We start from the raw sequence: 19194 nt of genomic DNA on the forward strand, positions 1-19194 counted from the left end.
CTAAGGCGACAAGAGGTCTCCCTGGCGATAGGCATGTGCGCCGGCGACATGCGCGATCGTCATCCCCGCGGTCGCCATTCGCCGTATAGACCGAACGTATAAGAGCCCGGCGTACGTGCACGCCACGTGTGTCACACGGTCTGTGATCGGATCAATGATTTCGGCCAGGATTTGCCCCGCCTCCACGTACTCCCCGACCTGTGCGCAAAACACAATAAGCCCACCCACCGGAGTCTTTACGGGCTCCACCCCCGCCAAGGGTGTTGGTGGATTGAGCAAGGGCGGCATAGGTAACGCTTGGCCTTCAATGACACCGCGCTGCATCAAGAAGTTGATCATCCCTTGGCAATCCCTGCGTGCCAGCCGATGGTCGACATCGGCAACACCCCGCAACTCCACGGTCACTGCAAAACCGGGCGCACAAAAGCGCCCGTTGAACCTCTCCTGCATCTGCTCCCAAAACAACGTAAAGCACTCATCGAAAGAGTGCCCGCCAGCCTGCTTGGTCAAAAAACACGCTTCGGCGCCCAAGTAACGAGCCAACGGTTCCACTTGTGGCCAGAAATCCGGCGACAGGTACAAGTGCTGCACTGCTTCAAAATCACAATGTAAGTCCATCACCAAGTCGGCATCACAGGCCAGTGTCTGCAGGATCAAGCGCATGGAATGCAGTTGTGTGGCGGGCACTTGGCTGGCAAGCGTTCGTAGCAGAGTCGAACGGATCAAGCGCAGGTTGCTGACAGGGTCTTCGGTCAAGATGTCTTGCACACTGTCGCCGACCTGCTGGCTGACATCCAAGAACAAGCGATTGAAGTTTTCCCGACTCTCGTTATCGAAACGCCCCTGCGGCACGTCCATCAGCACCTGCTCCAGCCCCAGCGGATTGGCCACCGGCACGAGCACCACAGCGCAGCGCAACAACCCGGCGGCCTCCAACTGCGCAAGTTGCTGCTTCAGATGCCACACCACCAACATTCCCGGCAACTCATCGGCGTGCAGTGAGGCTTGGATGTAAACCTTGCCCGCCGCTGCGGTCGGGCCGTAATGAAAACTATGGATCCGCCGTACCGTACCCGGCACGGCCGCCAGCAATTCGTGCGTCTGAATTTGCATAACAGCCTCCTATCGGCCCACATCGAGAAAACGCAGCCAACGCCGTTCAGCGAGACGAAACAAACCGACCAGCGCAAAAGTAATACACAGGTAAAGGAGTGCAGCGAGGCCGAAGGATTGGAAGGTCAGAAAGGTCGCGGCATTGGCATCCCGCGCGACTTTGAGGATGTCCGGTACCGTAGCCGTGAACGCCAACGTGGTGGAATGCAGCATGAAGATCACCTCATTGCTGTAGTAGGGCAATGATCGGCGCAGTGCCGAGGGCAAAATCAAGTGCACGTATAGCTTCCACCCATCGAACCCCAAGGAGCGCGCGGCCTCGATTTCACCCCGTGGCATCGCGCGAATGGCGCCGGCCAATATTTCTGTCGTGTAAGCACCTGTATTCAGGGCGAACGCGAGCAGCGTGCAATTGAGCGCCTCGCGGAAGAACGCATCCAGGACCGGCTGTTCTCGCACGGCGGCGATGCTGTAGATGCCGGTGTAGAAGATCAGCAATTGGATATACAGCGGCGTACCGCGAAACAGGTAAGTGAAGGTACGCACCGGCCAACGCAGCCAGCACCGGGGAGAGTCCCTGGCGATGGACAATGGCAACGCCAGTATCAGCCCGAAACACAGCGAAGCGCTGGTCAGCCATAACGTCATGGCCAAACCGGTGAGTTGATGGCCGTCGGAGTAAATGAACGGCCGCCAATACGTCTGTATCAACTCAATCATCGTGACGGCTCCTGCGCACCCACGCCGTATCGACGCTCCAGCCAACGCAAGGCGAGGTTGGAAACGCTGCTGAGCAGCAGGTAGATCAGCGCCGCCAACAGCAGGAAAGGCAACAACAGTTGGCTGCCCTTGCCTGCCATCTGAGCCACTTTGATCAGATCCGCTAAACCAATGACCGACACCAGGGCCGTGGCCTTGAGTAATACCATCCAGTTATTGCCCAGCCCCGGCAGGGCGAGCCGCATCATTTGCGGGAACACCACATGCACAAACCCCTGAGTGAACGTCATACCAAGCGCCTTGGCGGCCTGGAATTGGCCGCGTGGTACAGCCAGCAAAGCCCCCCGAAAGGTTTCGGTGAAATACGCGCCGTAGATGAATCCCAACGTGAGCACGCCAGCACTCAAAGGGTCGATTTCGATGTAATCCCATCCCAAAGCGCGGGTCAGGCGGCTCAAGCCGGTTTGTGCCCCATAAAAAATCAGCAACATCAACAGCAGGTCTGGCACACCCCGTACCAGCGTGGTGTAGAGCTGCGCCCATAGGCGCAAGAGACGCAAGCCGGATAATTTGGCCGCCGCACCGAGCAAGCCCAACAGAAGTCCCAACAGCACTGATAGCAGTGCCAGTTGCAGGGTGACGCAGACGCCAAGCAGCAAAAGCGGTGCATACGCGTCCAGCGTCGAGATGAAATGAGTGAACGTGACTGGCATCGCTCGCGCCCTCGTCGACGATTGAAAGGCGGTTATTGACCGCTGTACATGTTCACACCAGGAAAATACTGGTCTTGCAGGCGCGCGTAGGTGCCATCGGCGTGCAGCGCGGCCAGCCCTTTATCCAGCAAGGTTTTCAAGGCGTGGTTGCCCTTGGCGATGCCGATGGAGCTTTTGGAGGGCATTAAATCGCTTTCAATCAACGGTCCCATGACGAACCCGGCTCCCTGAGGTAACCGCAGGAAGCCACTTTGCGCCTGCTGGGCATCTTGCAGGGAGGCGTGCAAACGCCCTGCGACCAAGTCGGCATACACCTGCTCCTGGTCGGCATACGCCACGACTCTCATGCCTTGGGTGGCGAGCACTTGGCGAGCGTAGGTTTCCTGGATACTGCCTTGCAGATAGCCAACGGCCATGCCCTTGCCCAGCTCGGTGCCGGGGCGTAAGACCATGGCCGTAGGGCTGGAAAACACTTCGGATGAGAAATCGATCACCTGCTCCCGGGCATCGGTCACGGTCATCGACGCCAGAATCGCGTCGATCTTGCCAGCGTTCAGGCTGGGGATAAGCCCGTCGAAATCGCTTTCAACCCATCGGCAACTAACGTTCAACTGTTTGCAAAGGGCATTGCCGATATCAACTTCGAAGCCGGTCAACTTCCCCGCATTGTTCTTATAAGCAAACGGGGCATAGTTAGGATCCACACCAAAACGAATAACGGTGTATTCCTTGGCAAACAGCGAAGTATTTAAAAAAAGAAGCATGAGAAGAAACAGGCATATTTTTTTCATTGTTGTATTTCTCTCGTGATTGATTAACGACGGATTGACTACACCTCGATAAAAGGAATTTCTCTACGAACAACTAAAGAATGGGCTGGCGCATCAAACTCCCGCGCATGCCGATGCCCCGAATAAACAGCCGCGGCGATGGTGCCAGGTGCCAGGCTGTCGCCAACCAAGGTGAGCGTGCCAATGCCACGCTCGTGCATAAGTTCCGGGGTGCTGACCAACGCCTGATAAAGCGACTGCTCAGGCTCGCGCGAGGTGACCAACAACACCGATGCGGCAGGCAGCCGGCGCGTACGCCCGGTGTAGACACACGCAACCTCCATACCTTCCGGTACCGCATTGACCAGCGTATGGGACGGGACGATTGTGATGTTAAGTTCCAGCAAACGGCGCTGGATGCGGTGTTGCTCCAGGGTGTTGTGCGTCCACGCCGCCACATCCGCCGCCGGAGTGACGAAGACCACCTCTACACCCTGCGCCACCAACCATTCGGCCAGCACGCTGCCCATGTAGTAATGATCGTCGTCAAACAGCAGCACCGGCGAAGGCGGCACTGCGCCAGCCATCAGATCGTCTGGGGTCAGCACCGGGAGGCATTCGAGGCCCGGTAATGCAACGCGCAGAGCACGGCCCAGACCGTCCCGCCGCCAGTGCGAGCCGGTGGCGATAACCACATGCTCGGCCGCGAAATCGAGTACGTCTTGGGCCTGCAGGGGGCTCTCACGGTAAATGTCGACCGATGGCAGGCGGCTCAACGCATACAGCCGATAGTCAACGACCCGCGCCCAACTCGCCAGGCCCGGGAGCCGGGATTCCAGCGCTACACGCCCACCCAGGGTACGCCGGCTGTCGACCAGCGCCACCTGCATCCCACGCGCGCCAAGCACCCGCGCGCACTCCAGCCCCGCGGGGCCGGCGCCCACCACCAGGGCAAGGCCGGGCTGACGGACTTGATGGAGGTTCTCCGGGTGCCAGCCGCGCCGCCATTCCTCGCCCATGGTGGGGTTCTGCGTACAGCGCACAGGCGTACTGGTGTGGTCACCACTCACGCAAATATTGCAGCCAATACACTCACGGATCTCGTCCGCACGCCCCTCTTGGATCTTTCGCGGCAGAAACGGATCGGCAATCGACGGACGAGCCGCGCCGATCAGGTCGAGCACCCCGCGGCGTACCAGAGAGACCATGGTGTCCGGGGAGGTAAAGCGCCCGACGCCCACCACCGGCTTACTCGTAAGCGCCTTGAGCCCCAGCAGGAAGGCTTCCTGATAACCTTCCGCGGCGAAACGTGCCGTCATACTGTCGTTTGCCCAGTCGGCGACATTTACGTCCCATAGGTCCGGCAGGTCGGCCAGCCTCGAAAAAATCTCCGCCCCCTCGCCCTCGCGACATAGGCCGCCAGCCATCTGCTCATCCACGGCCAGACGCACCGCCACGGCGCAACGCCCTCCCACCGCATCGCGGGTGTCTTCAATCAGCTCTCGCAACAGGCGCACGCGATTCTCCAGCACACCACCGTACTCATCGGTGCGCCGGTTGTTACGCTGGGTCAGAAAATGAAAGGCCACGCTCAGGTCATGTCCGGCGTAGACGTAGATGATGTCGAACCCTGCCGCTTGCGCCCGTAATGCGGCAGCCCTGTGCAGGGCGCGCAGCTGACGGATATCGGCGAGGCTCATGGCCCGCGCCTGTACCGGGTCGTACCCGCGCACAGGTGTATTCGAGGGAGCCCAGGGGATTTCCCGGCTATAGCGATTGGGCGCCGCATAGCCGTTGAAGGCCAACTCCACACCGGCCAGCGAGCCGTATTGATGTACCTCTTCGCACATGCGCGCCAGGGCAGGAATGTCGCGTTCATCCCACAAACGCGCCTCAATGCAGGGAGAAAACTCGCTCAACGGGCTGATTTCGCACTCTTCGGTACAGACCACGCCCCACCCGCCCTCAGCTTTTATACCGCGCATGCGGGCCATGGCCGATGGATGTACATGCCCCATGCCATTGCAGTGCGGCACTTGATAAAAGCGGTTTGGAGCGCGAACGGGGCCGATGAGGACCGGTTCAAACAGAATGTCATAGCGTGAATCGCGCACAGGGATACTCCCGAACGGATACGTTCTTTGAAGACTGCTATAAGAAACTCGGCGACAACTAACGGCTTTATAAATGAGGTGACAACCTACTCAGGCACTCACCCTGTTAAAGTCGAATCAACGTGACAGCTCAATAACAAGAACATCAAGATCCAGGCCCATTATTACGGCGAGACTTGAGGTGATTTGTTATTGGCATCGTTATATCGCCCTCCAGACACAAACAAAATCTGCTATTTTTTAAACAGAATGTCTATGTACTAGAGGGCAAAATCAGAAACGCCCTACAAAATAGTTGAGCCTTACTTTTCAGGCATCGGCATCGGAAACGGCATGACATTGCTCATGCCCCGTGCTTCGCTGATCTTCGGTGTACCCAGGCGCTCGACTTCATCGATGCGCACGATCGAGTGCATCGGCACAAAGCTGCGCACTACACCTTCGAACTGCGCCTTGAGCTTTTCCTCGCCCGGATCGACGACCAACTGGGTGCGCTCGCCAAAGACGAACTCTTCCACTTCCAGGAAGCCCCACAGATCACTTTGATAGATCTGCTTGGCGTACATCTCGAACACCTGGCCCTGGTTGAGGAAAATCACCTTGTAGATTGGAGCTTCACGTTTGGTCATGGTGGGCGAACAACACATCGGGGATATAAAAGAGGGCGCGAACTATAGCATGGCACCCGATGCACAGCGCTAGGAACCAATGGGCATGCCCCCTATAATGCGCGGTTCTTTACCACCAGTTGACGATTCCCATGGCCAAGAAGCTTTACATCGAAACCCACGGTTGCCAGATGAACGAGTACGACAGCTCGCGCATGGTAGACCTGCTGGGTGAACACCAGGCCCTGGAAGTCACCGCCCGCGCCGAAGATGCCGACGTGATCCTGCTCAATACCTGCTCGATCCGCGAACGGGCCCAGGACCGTGTGTACTCGCAGCTGGGTCGCTGGCGCGAATTGAAACTGGCCAACCCGGACATGGTGATCGCCGTCGGCGGTTGCGTGGCCAGTCAGGAAGGCGCTGCAATCCGCGATCGCGCGCCCTATGTCGACGTGGTTTTCGGCCCGCAGACCCTGCATCGCCTACCCGAGATGATCGACGCTGCGCGCACCAGCAAGCTGCCGCAGGTTGACGTGTCATTTCCTGAAATCGAAAAATTCGACCACTTGCCCGAGCCGCGCATCGACGGGCCCAGCGCCTACGTGTCGGTGATGGAAGGTTGCAGCAAGTACTGCACGTTCTGCGTGGTGCCCTACACCCGTGGCGAAGAAGTCAGCCGTCCATTTGACGATGTGCTGTCGGAAATCATCCATCTGGCCGAGAACGGCGTGCGCGAAGTGACCCTGCTGGGTCAGAACGTCAACGGTTATCGCGGCCAGACCCACGACGGGCGGCTGGCGGACCTTGCCGAACTGATCCGCGTGGTCGCGGCGGTGGACGGCATCGAGCGCATCCGCTACACCACTTCGCACCCGTTGGAGTTCTCCGACAGCCTGATCCAGGCCCACGCCGAAGTGCCGGAACTGGTCAAACACCTGCATTTGCCGGTGCAATCGGGCTCGGACCGCATTTTGGCGGCCATGAAGCGCAACCATACGGCCCTGGAATACAAATCCAAGCTGCGCAAATTGCGCGCAGCCGTACCGGGGATTTGCATAAGCTCGGACTTTATCGTCGGTTTCCCCGGCGAAAACGAGAAAGATTTCCAGCAAACCATGAAACTGATCGAAGACGTCGGCTTCGACTTCTCCTACTCGTTCGTCTACAGCCAACGCCCCGGCACCCCGGCGGCGGACCTGGTGGACGAAACCCCGGAGACCGTGAAAAAAGAACGCCTGAATGCCCTGCAACACCGCCTGAATCAGCAGGGCTTCGAGATCAGCCGACAAATGGTCGGTTCGATCCAGCGCATCCTGGTCACCGACTATTCCAAGAAAGACCCCGGCGAACTGCAAGGCCGCACCGAGAACAACCGGATCGTCAATTTCCGTTGTGATAATCCAACATTGATCGGTCAGTTTGCCGATGTGCACATCGATGCGGCGCAGCCGCATTCGTTGCGCGGCTCGCTGGTGCAATAAACGTGGGAGGGGGCTTGCCCCCGATGGCGGCGAATCAGACCACTCATTTATTGGCGACACACCGCTATCGGGGGCAAGCCCCCCACCCACATTGGAACCGTGCAACATTCCAATGACGTAAGTGCTTTCGTACCCGCGTCACTGGCGTTATCCTCTCTTTCACTTAAACAGCCAAAGGGCGGCTAAAAGCAACCTTGAACGCACCCATAGCAGAACCCCATCGTTTTCTCCTCGAGCCATTTGAGGCTCGCCGTTTCGCCAATCTGTGCGGACAGTTCGACGAGCACCTGCGTCTGATCGAACAACGCCTGAGCATCGAGATCCGCAACCGCGGCAATCAGTTCGAACTCATTGGCGACCCCCAGCACACCACGTCCGCAGAAAACCTGTTGCGCCGTCTCTACCGCGAGACGAAGGGCAGCGAGTTGTCACCGGAAACCGTGCACCTGTACCTGCAGGAATCGGCCGTGGAAGACCTGGCCAACAACCCTGTAGCCGAAGCCAGCGTGGCCCTGCGCACCAAGAAAGGCATGATTCGCCCACGCGGCTTGAATCAGCAGCGCTACGTCAAGGAAATCCTCGGCAACGACATCAACTTCGGCATCGGCCCGGCCGGTACCGGCAAGACCTACCTGGCCGTGGCCTGCGCGGTCGATGCGCTGGAACGCGAGCAAGTACGCCGCATTCTGCTGGTACGCCCAGCGGTCGAGGCCGGTGAAAAGCTCGGTTTCCTGCCCGGTGACCTGGCCCAGAAGATCGACCCGTACCTGCGCCCCCTCTACGACGCGCTCTATGAGATGCTCGGCTTCGAGTATGTGGCCAAGCTGATCGAGCGCCAGGTGATCGAGATCGCTCCGCTGGCCTACATGCGCGGCCGTACCTTGAACAACAGTTTCATCATCCTCGACGAAAGCCAGAACACCACCGTCGAGCAGATGAAGATGTTCCTCACCCGTATCGGTTTCGGCTCCACGGCCGTGATTACCGGCGACGTCACCCAGGTCGACCTGCCCAAGGGCACCAAGTCCGGCCTCGCCCAGGTGATCGAGGTACTCAAGGACGTTCCGGGTATCAGCTTCACGCACTTTATGCCCAAGGACGTGGTGCGCCACCCGCTGGTGCAGCGCATTGTCGAAGCCTACGAGCGCTTCGACCATCGCGATGGTGCCCCGGCCAAGGACGTTCGCGGCGATGCTTGAACTGGATCTACAGCTGGCCACCGACGCGCCAGCCCCCAGCGAGGAGCAGTTTCGCCAATGGTGTGCACTGGCACTGCGCCAGCGCAGCGCCGACTCGGAGCTGACCATCCGTCTGGTGGGCGAGGCCGAGGGCCGCGAGCTGAACCACACCTGGCGCCACAAGGACTACGCGACCAACGTGTTGTCCTTCCCCGCCGATGTTCCCGACGAGTTGCTGGACATTCCATTGCTGGGCGACCTGGTGATCTGCGTCGAAGTCGTCGAGCGTGAAGCCAGGGAACAAGGCAAGGAACTTGAGGCGCACTGGGCCCATCTAGTCATCCACGGCTGCTTGCATCTCTTGGGTTACGACCATATAGACGATGACGAAGCCGAGGAAATGGAAGCGCTGGAACGAACGTTGCTTGCGCAATTGGGTCATCCCGACCCTTATGCCGATGACGAAGCTTAAAAAACACTCAACTGTAACAACGAAGGATTCAGAGTAATCGCTATGAGCGAAGACCGATCGAGCAACGGGCAGAAGTCATGGCTGGGTAAACTGACCCAGGCTTTTGCCCACGAGCCGAAAAACCGCCAGGAGCTGCTGGAGCTGCTGCGCGAGGCCCATCAGAACAAGTTGCTGGACAGCGAAGCGCTGGCCATCGTCGAAGGCGCCATCCAGGTGGCTGACCTGCAGGTCCGGGACATCATGGTCCCGCGTTCGCAGATGATCAGCATCAAGGCGACCCAGACCCCACGGGAGTTCCTCCCGGCCGTGATCGACTCGGCGCACTCGCGCTACCCGGTGATCGGCGAAAGCCATGACGACGTCATGGGCGTGCTGCTGGCCAAGGATCTGCTACCGCTGATCCTCAAAGAGAACGGCGACAGCTTCAACATCAAGGATCTGCTGCGCCCGGCCACCTTCGTGCCCGAGTCCAAGCGCCTGAACGTGCTGCTGCGCGAATTCCGCGCCAACCACAACCACATGGCCATCGTGATTGACGAATACGGCGGCGTGGCGGGCCTGGTGACCATCGAAGACGTACTGGAACAGATCGTCGGCGACATCGAAGACGAACACGACGTCGAAGAAGACAGCTACATCAAGCCCCTGCCCAGCGGCGACTTCCTGATCAAGGCGTTGACGCCGATCGAGAACTTCAACGAGTTCTTTGACAGCGAATTCTCCGACGACGAGTTCGACACAGTGGGCGGTTTGGTGATGAGCGCGTTTGGCCACCTGCCCAAGCGCAACGAAACCACCGAAATCGGCGCCTATCGCTTCCGCATCCTGAATGCCGACAGCCGTCGTATCCACTTGATTCGCCTGACACCTATCGCCCGCTAAGGACTGACATGCGCCGTCTTATCGCACCCGGCTGGCCCGGTAACCTGCTGGCCGTGGTGGCCGGCGCCATCACTACCCTGGCGCTGGCGCCGTTCGATTTGTGGCCATTTGCGCTGGTGGCCGTCGGGCTGTTCTATATCGGCCTGCGAGAGCTGACACCGCGCCAGGCCTTGGGGCGTGGCTGGTGCTTCGGTTTCGGCCTGTTCGGTGCCGGCACCAGCTGGATCTACTACAGCATCCACCACTTCGGCGGCGCTTCGGTGCTGCTGGCGGGGTTCCTGATGCTATTGTTCACGGCCGCCATTGCCTGGTTCTTCGCCCTGCCCGCCTGGCTGTGGGCACGCTGGCTACGCCGCAACGAAGCGCCGCTGGCGGACGCCCTGACATTCGCAGCGCTATGGGTGGGTCAAGAGGCCTTTCGCGGCTGGTTCCTCACCGGTTTCCCGTGGCTCTATTCCGGCTACAGTCAACTCGATGGCCCACTGGCAGGGCTGGCCCCGCTCGGCGGGATGTGGCTGATTTCCTTTGCCCTGGCGCTCACGGCTGCCGTGCTGTGCAACCTGCCGCGCCTGCTGGCCGCCAAACGCAATGGCTTTGTCGCCGCGGGCCTGGTGCTGCTGGTCGCGCCATGGGGCATCGGGCTGGCGCTCAAACATCATGCCTGGACCGAGCCATCCGGCGCTCCGTTGAAGGTGGCCGCGATCCAGGGCAACATCGAACAGAGCATGAAGTGGGACCCGCAGCAGCTCAATGCGCAATTGGCGCTGTACCGCGACATGAGTTTCAGCTCCAAGCCTGTGGACCTGCTGGTCTGGCCCGAAACAGCGGTGCCGGTGCTCAAGGAGTCGGTGGAGGGTTACCTGGGGATGATGGGGCGGTTCGCGGCCGACCGGCATACCGCGCTGATTACTGGCGTGCCGATTCGTCAGGAAGTGCACCACCAGAAGCGTTACTTCAACGGCATCACCGTAGTGGGCGAAGGCGACGGCACCTACCTGAAGCAAAAACTGGTGCCTTTCGGTGAGTACGTACCGTTGCAGGACATATTGCGCGGGCTGATTGCGTTCTTCGACCTGCCGATGTCGGACTTTGCCCGTGGCCCCTCCGACCAGGCCATGCTGCAAGCCAAGGGTTATCAGATCGCCCCGTTCATCTGCTACGAAGTGGTTTACCCCGAGTTTGCCGCAGGCCTTTCAGCCCAGAGCGACCTGTTGCTGACCATCAGCAACGACACCTGGTTCGGGCGCTCCATCGGCCCTCTGCAACACCTGCAAATGGCGCAGATGCGTGCGCTGGAAGCGGGGCGCTGGATGATCCGCGCCACCAACAACGGCGTGACCGGGCTGATCAACCCGTTCGGACAGATCACCGTGCAGATCCCGCAGTTCGAACGCGGCATCCTGTATGGCGAAGTAGTGCCCATGCATAACCTGACGCCGTACCTGCAATGGCGTTCGTGGCCGTTGATCATCGTGTGTCTGGGGCTGTTTGGCTGGGCGCTGCTGGCGGGCCGCCTGTCGAAAATCGGCTGACAAGAGCCCCACCCGCAGGCAGGGCTTTCTCCGAGGAGAAAGCCCTTGCACCTACCTTAGCGTCATGGCGATTCTGCCAGTGATTGCCATGCCCGACCCAGCCAGTTTCACGCGTCGCCCGTAATAATCCATGTGACCGTCGACAACGGCCAGCATATGGCCGGGGGTATACATCGAGCCCGTTCCGCCCTTTCGTAGCTCGCGCATCGACGCGGCGACCATCTGGTGCTTCAGCCCCAACCGTCGTAATGCCTCACCTGGATAATCACCTGAACTGAGCATTTGCAGCGCCGAGGCAAAGGTTTCACTGCTGCGCTCGTAAAACTTGTCGAGCTGCATGCGTTTGGCGCTGACCGCATATAAAAACTGGGCGTTAACCAGCACATCATTGGAACCGTCGCCTATAAATCCCGAAGCGGCGGCAGCCTGCCGAATTTCGTCATGAGTAATGAAGAGCTTATAGCCGTCCCTCATCCTCACATTGAACCCATCAGCCGTTGCCTCTATTTTTTTATAGATATGATGAGGGTTGTGGCCAAACTTCATCATGGCCAGTTTAATCGCCGAAATAGCCACTGAATTTCCACTGCCGCCCTGGTAGAAATCGCGGAAAATATTCGTCGGGATAACGCTGGGTGAATCCGCATCGCCCTTGATCAATGAATTGCCGGGCTCTGCTCCGTTGTCGAGACTGGCATACGCCTGGTTTGCGGACGGTCTATTAAGAGGCGACCGGTACGATGAATAGGTGTTTTCGTTACTGTTGCGCTGGGCGGTGACAGGCTGACCGTAACGCCCCTCGTAAAAACTGTTAGCGACTCTGGACACGCTCATCAGCAGTATTCCTTACTTACTTGATTGGTTTAGATCAGTTTGGCGCCATAACGCCAATGAAAGTCCTTATAGACGCTGGTCTTGGTGCCCCACATATCAAGCGCGCCATCGACTACAGCCATTTGGTGCGGCCCATTGCAGAGAACTCCGATGGCACCCTCGGCCAGTTCCCTCACGGTGGTAGGCGCCATATGCGCCCGCAATCCCAGGCGAATAAGCCCCTCGCCCGCAAGCTCTCCATCGGCGAGCGTCACCATGGCATCCTCGAAGCTCTCTTCGGCGTTTCCGTCATTGTTTTCAAGCTGCGCTCGTTTGGCACTGACGGCGTATAGAAACTGCGCATTGATAAGAACATCCTCCGAGTGACCCGGCCTAAGTCCGGCACCTTCTTGAGCCTCGTCCAATTCCTCAAAGGAAATATGCAACTTGAAAGAGTCCCGCACGGTGACTTCAAAACCGTCCTTAACTTCGGTGATTTGCTTGTAGATGCCATGAGGGTTATGGCCGAACTTAGCCATGGCGGCCTTGATTGCACTGACGGTGACGCAGTTACCCACCCCTTCCTGAGAGAACGCCCCCCAAATATGGGTCGGTTTTATGCCGGCATTCTCCGCGTTGCCCCGGATAAATTTTCGATGTGGCGTCTCGGGAACATCTGAACCCGAATCTACGCCGAGCGCCGAGCGTTCCAATGGCGGGCTATGGGGCTGAAGCACTGATCGTGTTTGATCAGGAGTCAACTTAGTAGCGGGTAATGTCCTGTGCTGCTGCCCACCCATACGTGCGGACAGCGTAGTGATCATGTTATTTAACTCGCGCAACATGTCAGTGATCGCGGAGAACGAAGCCTGGGCATGGGGGGCCGCACTATTGGCTGTTGCACCATCGGGGCGTGCAGCCCTGTCGAACGCCCCTGCCCCGTGCGGCCTTTCAGGCGCAGCCCCCACATAACTTTTATGCACCTCAGCCTGATAACGCCCGTAGTAACCATTTACGGGGCTGGCAACCGAATGACTCATACCTCTTTCTCCCTGGTTTTCATTAACAGCCACGGCCAGCCAAGACTAACCGGCACTCATCAACAGATAGCCCTAATAACCCTTGAAATATCTTCCATCAGAGGCTCAGTAATTATGTTGCCGTACCTTTCTTTCACGAGGACCTTTGGCCAATTCAGTGGTGCTGATCGCGTCGCGCAATCCAAGCGCCGCCAGAATTTCATGTTTGTTCGTATTAAATGGCGTGAGCGCTAATACACCGGCATAGGTGCGCATTTTCGGAATTTTTTCAGCAGATGAGCGCGTCCAAGGTTCATTGTCCGCGAAGTGCTTCGCTTGCTCAGTCAAATAGATACGCTTGCACAGAACCCCAAATAAAAACGAAGCATCGTTCACCATGCCTTCATCGAAGCCCACAAACCCACAGGCCTTGGACGCCAATTGCAACTCTTTATGAGTGATATTTAACGCGACACCATCTTTCATAATAATGTCGTACCCGCCAGGCACGGCCGTTACTTTTTCCAGGACACTGTCCACACTCTGGCCATACTTCGACATGGCCAACTTAATGACTTCCAAATAAGGAACACGGCTGTCATGGCCCAACCACGGGTACGGCTTGTATTGCCAGGACACCCCCGCTTTCAGATCATCCGGTTTTTGCCCCTTGGGTTTTCCAGACAACTCCACCGCCCAATCGTCTTCATTGATCACTTCGCTCCATATCCGCCGCCATTCATAATCCTCAAGTGCAACGCCTGCGCCGCCATGCTTGCCATCAGCGAAGTCCAGTGCATCAAACGGATCAAGCTCCTCGTCAGCCACAGGCAAGCGGTCTACGAGGTGCCTGACCTTGATATCAACTGCTGGCAGCGCTTCGAGTTCACGCGGTTTGGGCGGGATAATCGAGGGTGGCTTGGGCGCTACGTCGGTCGCGGGCGCCGGCAATATCGCGTCGGCATCCAAAAACTGTTTCAAGCTGTCGGTGACGTTTTTCAATAACAAAAGCAACGTCGTCAGCGTTTGACCTAATTGCGCGTCGTCCTGTTTTAAAGGGCCAAGAACGTTAGGGCTGTAAGCCGTGAAATGCTCACCTCGTTTCGCTGACAAGTTTCCCGCTCCAGATGTAGCAGGAGCCTCTTCACCGGCAAAGGCATTACCCAACCGGCTTACTCGGTGATTATTTGCTGTTGATAATATATTCACACAACTGCGCCTCTCTAGGTCAATTAGCACATAGTTCACCACGGAAACACTTGCGACAACTTAACGCACGAGGGGAGCGATTAATTTATCCCACAAGTTTAATTTGTCGCACTGCGCAGCGTCAGTGTTCGCACAGACTAGTGGCAGCCAACTTCTTAAAAATTCCACCTTATCAACGCACAAAAAATTACGGCACGCAGCGAACCCGCACAAGCAAAAATAACTTATTCACACAACAACTTTTAATTGACCGCGAATTAATTGAAAATTTACGCAGCCAAAAAATTACGAACCTCCATAAACAATCAATCAACACAACAACAAAAAGTTATTCATTTATATTCATCACTCAGCATCTTAGGTACTGCGCGCACTAGGATGTACTACATATCCTACAAGAAAGATGCGCCTGACCGCTTGCGCCATAAGGCCAGTTAGAACATTGCGTTCATACCGAAAACTGACCTTCTCTAAATCCGCCCAACGGCTGATTTCTTATGACGCAATTCAGCGATAAAACAATCGATACCCCACCTGCCCGACCGCTTCGTTAATCAACTGCCCGCTCTGCCACACCGATTTGAATTCCGGCATCCAACCGCCCAGAGGACGGGCATTGTCCACCCCCAAAAAACCGACCGGGGCCGGTACGACGGTGAAACCGGCCTTTTCAAAACTCCAGACCGATCGCGGCATATGCCAGGCCTGGGTGACCACGACCACGCGCTTGATACCCTCGGGCAATAGAATCTCGGCGCTCATCTGCGCGTTCTCCCAAGTGGTACGGCTGCGTTCTTCCTTCCAGCGCACCGTGACGCCAAAGTCATCCTGCATCGACACCGCCATCAACTGCGCTTCGCTGGGGGGCGTGCCGTAATGCAGGCCACCGGTAGTCAGTACCGGCAACCCCGACGCCTTGGCCAAGCGCGCGGCGTAACGCTGGCGTTCCAGCCCAATGCCCGTAGGCTGATCGGCGCCCCAGGCGGGGTCGCCTCGCTCACGCCCGGAACCCAACACCACGATGGCGTCGGCGCGTTGGGCCAGGGTTGACCAGTCCTCACGAGCCAATGGCGGCTCGGTCTCAAGCGCACGGGCGCCCCACTCCACCATCACGGGCAGGCTGATCAACCACATACCGCCCAGGCCCAGGGCAAAGCAGCAGCCGGCCAACTTCGGGCGGCTACGGCGAAACCACCAGGCAAGCGCCAGCAGCAGCAAGAGAATGCCGGGCGGCAGGAGCAGTTGTTTGATGAAATAACGAATAGGCATCGGGCATCTCCACAGATGCCCGAAGCCTAAGGTGTAACGGGGTCTAGCGACAATCTAGAAAGTTGCACGTTTAAATGGTGCTGTTCAGGGGGGAGCGAACTACTTGCAGCGGGCGGACCGGAATCTCTCCGGGCCACGACCGGCCGGCAAATCCTTGAGCCACACCACCTTGGCAGACTGCGTGGGCTCCTTGACTGGCGGGGTTGCCGCCATGGGAGGCGCACTGCACTTGTTGCGTTCCAGATAAGCCTTGATCAGTTCCAATTCCGCGCGGCTCAAACCGCGCAGCTCCAACTCCACAGGCCGCTCATCACGCAATCGGCCCGCAGTTCTCGCTGCATCCAATGCACGACCCAATCGGTCGATAAGTCCTTCGTAGATTTCCGGTTTCGTTGCGATTCGCTGCGATTCAACCATCCCCTCACCTCATTGAAGAAAGACTTGCTCCCCAATAAACAGCGTAGCCCCCGTAGCTGCGCCTGCCCGGCGCCGCGACAGACGGCCTTGGCCGCGCAATCAGGGTTTCCCTCGATAGAGTGGGGTCATGTATGCTACGGCGCTTCCTGTAACTCCACTTCCCGCAGGGTTTGGGCACGGATGCGGCGCTTTTGGGTGTCGATCTACCCGGACAATGCACCGAAGAGGATTAGGCCACCCCTATTCAGTTCAAAAAGTAGCCATGCACGAACAATATCAGCCCCGTGAAATAGAAAATGCCGCCCAAGCCTTCTGGGACGAGCAGAAGTCCTTTGAAGTCAGTGAACAGCCAGGCAAGGAGACCTTCTACTGCCTGTCGATGTTCCCTTACCCCAGCGGCAAGCTACACATGGGGCATGTGCGTAACTACACCATCGGCGACGTGATTTCCCGTTACCAGCGCATGCAAGGTAAAAACGTCCTGCAACCCATGGGTTGGGACGCCTTTGGCATGCCGGCGGAAAACGCCGCGATGAAAAACAATGTAGCGCCCGCCAAGTGGACCTACGAAAACATCGCCTATATGAAGACCCAGCTGCGCAGCCTGGGCCTGGCCGTGGACTGGTCCCGTGAAGTGACCACCTGCAAGCCGGACTACTACCGCTGGGAACAATGGCTGTTCACGCGCCTGTTCGAAAAAGGTGTGATCTACAAAAAAAGCGGCACCGTGAACTGGGACCCGGTCGACCAGACCGTACTGGCCAACGAGCAGGTGATCGACGGTCGCGGCTGGCGTTCCGGCGCGCTGATCGAAAAGCGCGAAATCCCGATGTACTACTTCAAGATCACCGCCTACGCCGATGAGCTGTTGTCGAGCCTGGATGATCTGCCGGGCTGGCCGGAACAGGTCAAGACCATGCAGCGCAACTGGATCGGCAAATCCAAGGGCATGGAAGTGCAGTTCCCGTACAACGTCGACTCCATCGGCGAAGCGGGCACCCTCAAAGTGTTCACCACCCGTCCCGACACCCTGATGGGCGCGACCTACGTCGCCGTGGCCGCCGAACACCCGCTGGCCACCCAGGCCGCGCAGAACAACCCTGAGTTGCAGGCATTCATCGCCGAATGCAAAGGCGGCAGCGTGGCCGAAGCCGACGTCGCCACCCAGGAGAAAAAAGGTCTGCCGACCGGATTGTTCGTCGAGCACCCGCTGACCGGCGAGAAGTTGCCGGTGTGGGTCGCCAATTACGTGCTGATGCACTACGGCGATGGCGCGGTAATGGCCGTGCCGGCGCACGATGAGCGCGATTTCGAATTTGCGACCCAGTACAACCTGCCGATCAAAACCGTAGTGCGCACCAGCTCGGGCGACAGCAACCCGGCACCATGGCAAGACGCGTATGGCGAGCACGGCACCCTGATCAACTCCGGCGAATTCGACGGCCTGGACTTCGCCGGCGCCTTCGACGCCATCGAAGTGGCGCTGATCAAGAAAAACCTCGGCGCCTCACGCACCCAGTTCCGCCTGCGCGACTGGGGCATCAGCCGTCAGCGCTACTGGGGCTGCCCGATCCCGATCATCCACTGCGCCAGCTGCGGCGACGTGCCGGTGCCCGAAGATCAACTGCCTGTGGTGCTGCCGGAAGACGTGGTGCCGGACGGCGCCGGTTCGCCCCTGGCGCGCATGCCCGAGTTCTACGAGTGCAGCTGCCCGAAATGCGGCCAGCCGGCCAAGCGTGAAACCGACACCATGGACACCTTCGTCGAGTCCTCGTGGTACTACGCGCGCTACGCCTCGCCTCACTACGAAGGCGGCCTGGTAGAAAAAACCGCAGCCGACCATTGGTTACCGGTCGACCAGTACATCGGCGGTATCGAACACGCCATTCTTCACCTGCTGTACGCGCGCTTCTTCCACAAGCTGATGCGCGACGAAGGCCTGGTCACCTCCAACGAGCCGTTCAAGAACCTGCTGACACAAGGCATGGTAATCGCCGAGACCTACTATCGCCGCGAAGCCAATGGCGCTTACACCTGGTTCAACCCGGCGGATGTAGAGCTGGAACGCGACAGCAAAGCCAAAGTCATCAGCGCCAAACTGATCGCCGACGGCCTGCCGGTGGAAATCGGCGGCACCGAGAAGATGGCCAAATCGAAGAACAACGGCGTCGACCCGCAGTCGATGATCGACCAATTCGGCGCCGATACCTGCCGTCTGTTCATGATGTTCGCCTCGCCGCCCGACATGAGCGCCGAGTGGTCCGACTCCGGCGTGGAAGGTTCGCATCGCTTCCTCAAACGCGTCTGGCGTCTGGCCCATGCCCATGTCAGCCAGGGTCTGCCGGCCAAGCTGGACGTGGCCGCGCTGAACGACGAGCAGAAAGCCATTCGCCGCAGCATCCACCTGGCCATCAAGCAAGCCAGCCAGGACGTGGGCCAGAACCACAAGTTCAACACCGCCATCGCCCAGGTGATGACGCTGATGAACGTGCTGGAAAAAGCCCCGCAGGCTACCGAGCAGGATCGCGCGCTGGTACAGGAAGGCCTGGAAACGGTCACCCTGCTGCTGGCGCCGATCACGCCGCATATCAGTCACGAACTGTGGAACCGCCTGGGCCACAGCGACGCGGTCATCGATGCGCGCTGGCCGGTACAGGATGACAGCGCCCTGGTGCAGGACACGCTGCAACTGGTCATCCAAGTCAACGGCAAACTGCGCGGTCAGATCGACATGCCAGCCAGCGCCAGCCGCGAAGAAGTCGAAGCGGCCGCGCGCAGCAACGAGAATGTGCTGCGCTTTACCGAAGGCCTGACGATCCGCAAAGTGATCGTTGTGCCAGGCAAACTGGTCAATATCGTCGCCAGCTAATCGGATCGGGCGCAG

Annotated in this window: 17 protein-coding genes; 6 read left to right on the forward strand and 11 right to left on the reverse strand. The window is 58.5% G+C overall.

All coding sequences use genetic code 11. The features are described 5' to 3' along the window. From ACFZPT_RS18030 to ACFZPT_RS18055, 6 genes are all read right to left on the reverse strand, one after another. Complete coding sequence (locus ACFZPT_RS18030) at window positions 1-1113, reverse strand: succinylglutamate desuccinylase/aspartoacylase family protein (RefSeq protein WP_034100892.1); 1113 nt, start codon at window positions 1111-1113, stop codon at window positions 1-3. A 9-nt stretch (window positions 1114-1122) separates the two neighbouring features. Beyond that, window positions 1123-1833, reverse strand: coding sequence for an ABC transporter permease (locus ACFZPT_RS18035; protein WP_034100893.1), 711 nt, complete (start codon window positions 1831-1833; stop codon window positions 1123-1125). Continuing rightward, window positions 1830-2546, reverse strand: a complete 717-nt coding sequence (locus ACFZPT_RS18040; protein ID WP_034100894.1) for an ABC transporter permease — start codon at window positions 2544-2546, stop codon at window positions 1830-1832. Before ACFZPT_RS18040 ends, ACFZPT_RS18035 begins: the two co-directional genes overlap by 4 nt. 32 nt (window positions 2547-2578) lie before the next feature. After that, window positions 2579-3337 carry a transporter substrate-binding domain-containing protein gene (locus ACFZPT_RS18045; protein ID WP_034115192.1) on the reverse strand — a complete coding sequence of 253 codons (759 nt, stop codon included), beginning with the start codon at window positions 3335-3337 and terminating at the stop codon, window positions 2579-2581. Window positions 3338-3375: 38 nt separating this feature from the next. Then, window positions 3376-5430 carry an FAD-dependent oxidoreductase gene (locus ACFZPT_RS18050; RefSeq protein WP_034115193.1) on the reverse strand — a complete coding sequence of 685 codons (2055 nt, stop codon included), beginning with the start codon at window positions 5428-5430 and terminating at the stop codon, window positions 3376-3378. Window positions 5431-5732: 302 nt separating this feature from the next. Then, on the reverse strand, window positions 5733-6059 hold the full coding sequence (locus ACFZPT_RS18055; protein ID WP_003215457.1) for a DUF1820 family protein: 327 nt from the start codon (window positions 6057-6059) through the stop codon (window positions 5733-5735). A 131-nt stretch (window positions 6060-6190) separates the two neighbouring features. Between ACFZPT_RS18055 and miaB the strand changes: the two genes are divergently transcribed. From miaB to lnt, 5 genes are all read left to right on the forward strand, one after another. Continuing rightward, a complete protein-coding gene (gene miaB, locus ACFZPT_RS18060; protein ID WP_034115194.1) occupies window positions 6191-7519 on the forward strand; it encodes a tRNA (N6-isopentenyl adenosine(37)-C2)-methylthiotransferase MiaB in 1329 nt (442 codons plus the stop codon). A 194-nt stretch (window positions 7520-7713) separates the two neighbouring features. Further along, on the forward strand, window positions 7714-8718 hold the full coding sequence (locus ACFZPT_RS18065) for a PhoH family protein (RefSeq protein WP_034100898.1): 1005 nt from the start codon (window positions 7714-7716) through the stop codon (window positions 8716-8718). Then, a complete protein-coding gene (gene ybeY / locus ACFZPT_RS18070; protein ID WP_034100899.1) occupies window positions 8711-9169 on the forward strand; it encodes an rRNA maturation RNase YbeY in 459 nt (152 codons plus the stop codon). Before ACFZPT_RS18065 ends, ybeY begins: the two co-directional genes overlap by 8 nt. Before the next feature lie 42 nt (window positions 9170-9211). Continuing rightward, on the forward strand, window positions 9212-10051 hold the full coding sequence (locus ACFZPT_RS18075; RefSeq protein ID WP_010206772.1) for an HlyC/CorC family transporter: 840 nt from the start codon (window positions 9212-9214) through the stop codon (window positions 10049-10051). Between the two features lie 8 nt (window positions 10052-10059). Beyond that, entirely contained in the window at window positions 10060-11583 is a 1524-nt protein-coding gene (gene lnt / locus ACFZPT_RS18080) for an apolipoprotein N-acyltransferase (RefSeq protein WP_034115195.1), read from the forward strand. Window positions 11584-11634: 51 nt separating this feature from the next. Here the strand turns inward: lnt and ACFZPT_RS18085 are convergent, their stop codons facing one another. From ACFZPT_RS18085 to ACFZPT_RS18105, 5 genes are all read right to left on the reverse strand, one after another. Continuing rightward, the gene (locus tag ACFZPT_RS18085; RefSeq protein WP_379555493.1) at window positions 11635-12417 is read right to left on the reverse strand and encodes a hypothetical protein; all 783 of its coding nucleotides are present in this window, start codon (window positions 12415-12417) and stop codon (window positions 11635-11637) included. Between the two features lie 29 nt (window positions 12418-12446). Beyond that, complete coding sequence (locus tag ACFZPT_RS18090; protein ID WP_256593278.1) at window positions 12447-13436, reverse strand: hypothetical protein; 990 nt, start codon at window positions 13434-13436, stop codon at window positions 12447-12449. Between the two features lie 105 nt (window positions 13437-13541). After that, window positions 13542-14624: a hypothetical protein gene (locus tag ACFZPT_RS18095; protein WP_143506533.1), complete on the reverse strand. Its 1083-nt coding sequence runs from the start codon at window positions 14622-14624 to the stop codon at window positions 13542-13544. 507 nt (window positions 14625-15131) lie between these two features. Then, window positions 15132-15893: a YdcF family protein gene (locus ACFZPT_RS18100; protein ID WP_034115196.1), complete on the reverse strand. Its 762-nt coding sequence runs from the start codon at window positions 15891-15893 to the stop codon at window positions 15132-15134. Between the two features lie 99 nt (window positions 15894-15992). Then, a complete protein-coding gene (locus ACFZPT_RS18105; protein WP_034100902.1) occupies window positions 15993-16310 on the reverse strand; it encodes a hypothetical protein in 318 nt (105 codons plus the stop codon). Between the two features lie 262 nt (window positions 16311-16572). On the opposite strand from ACFZPT_RS18105, the gene leuS reads away from it, so the two are divergent. After that, complete coding sequence (leuS, locus tag ACFZPT_RS18110; protein ID WP_034115197.1) at window positions 16573-19179, forward strand: leucine--tRNA ligase; 2607 nt, start codon at window positions 16573-16575, stop codon at window positions 19177-19179. Window positions 19180-19194 lie beyond the last annotated feature (15 nt).

The sequence above is a fragment of the Pseudomonas sp. MD330_10 genome (assembly GCF_042610415.1).
Classification (GTDB): domain Bacteria; phylum Pseudomonadota; class Gammaproteobacteria; order Pseudomonadales; family Pseudomonadaceae; genus Aquipseudomonas; species Aquipseudomonas rhodesiae.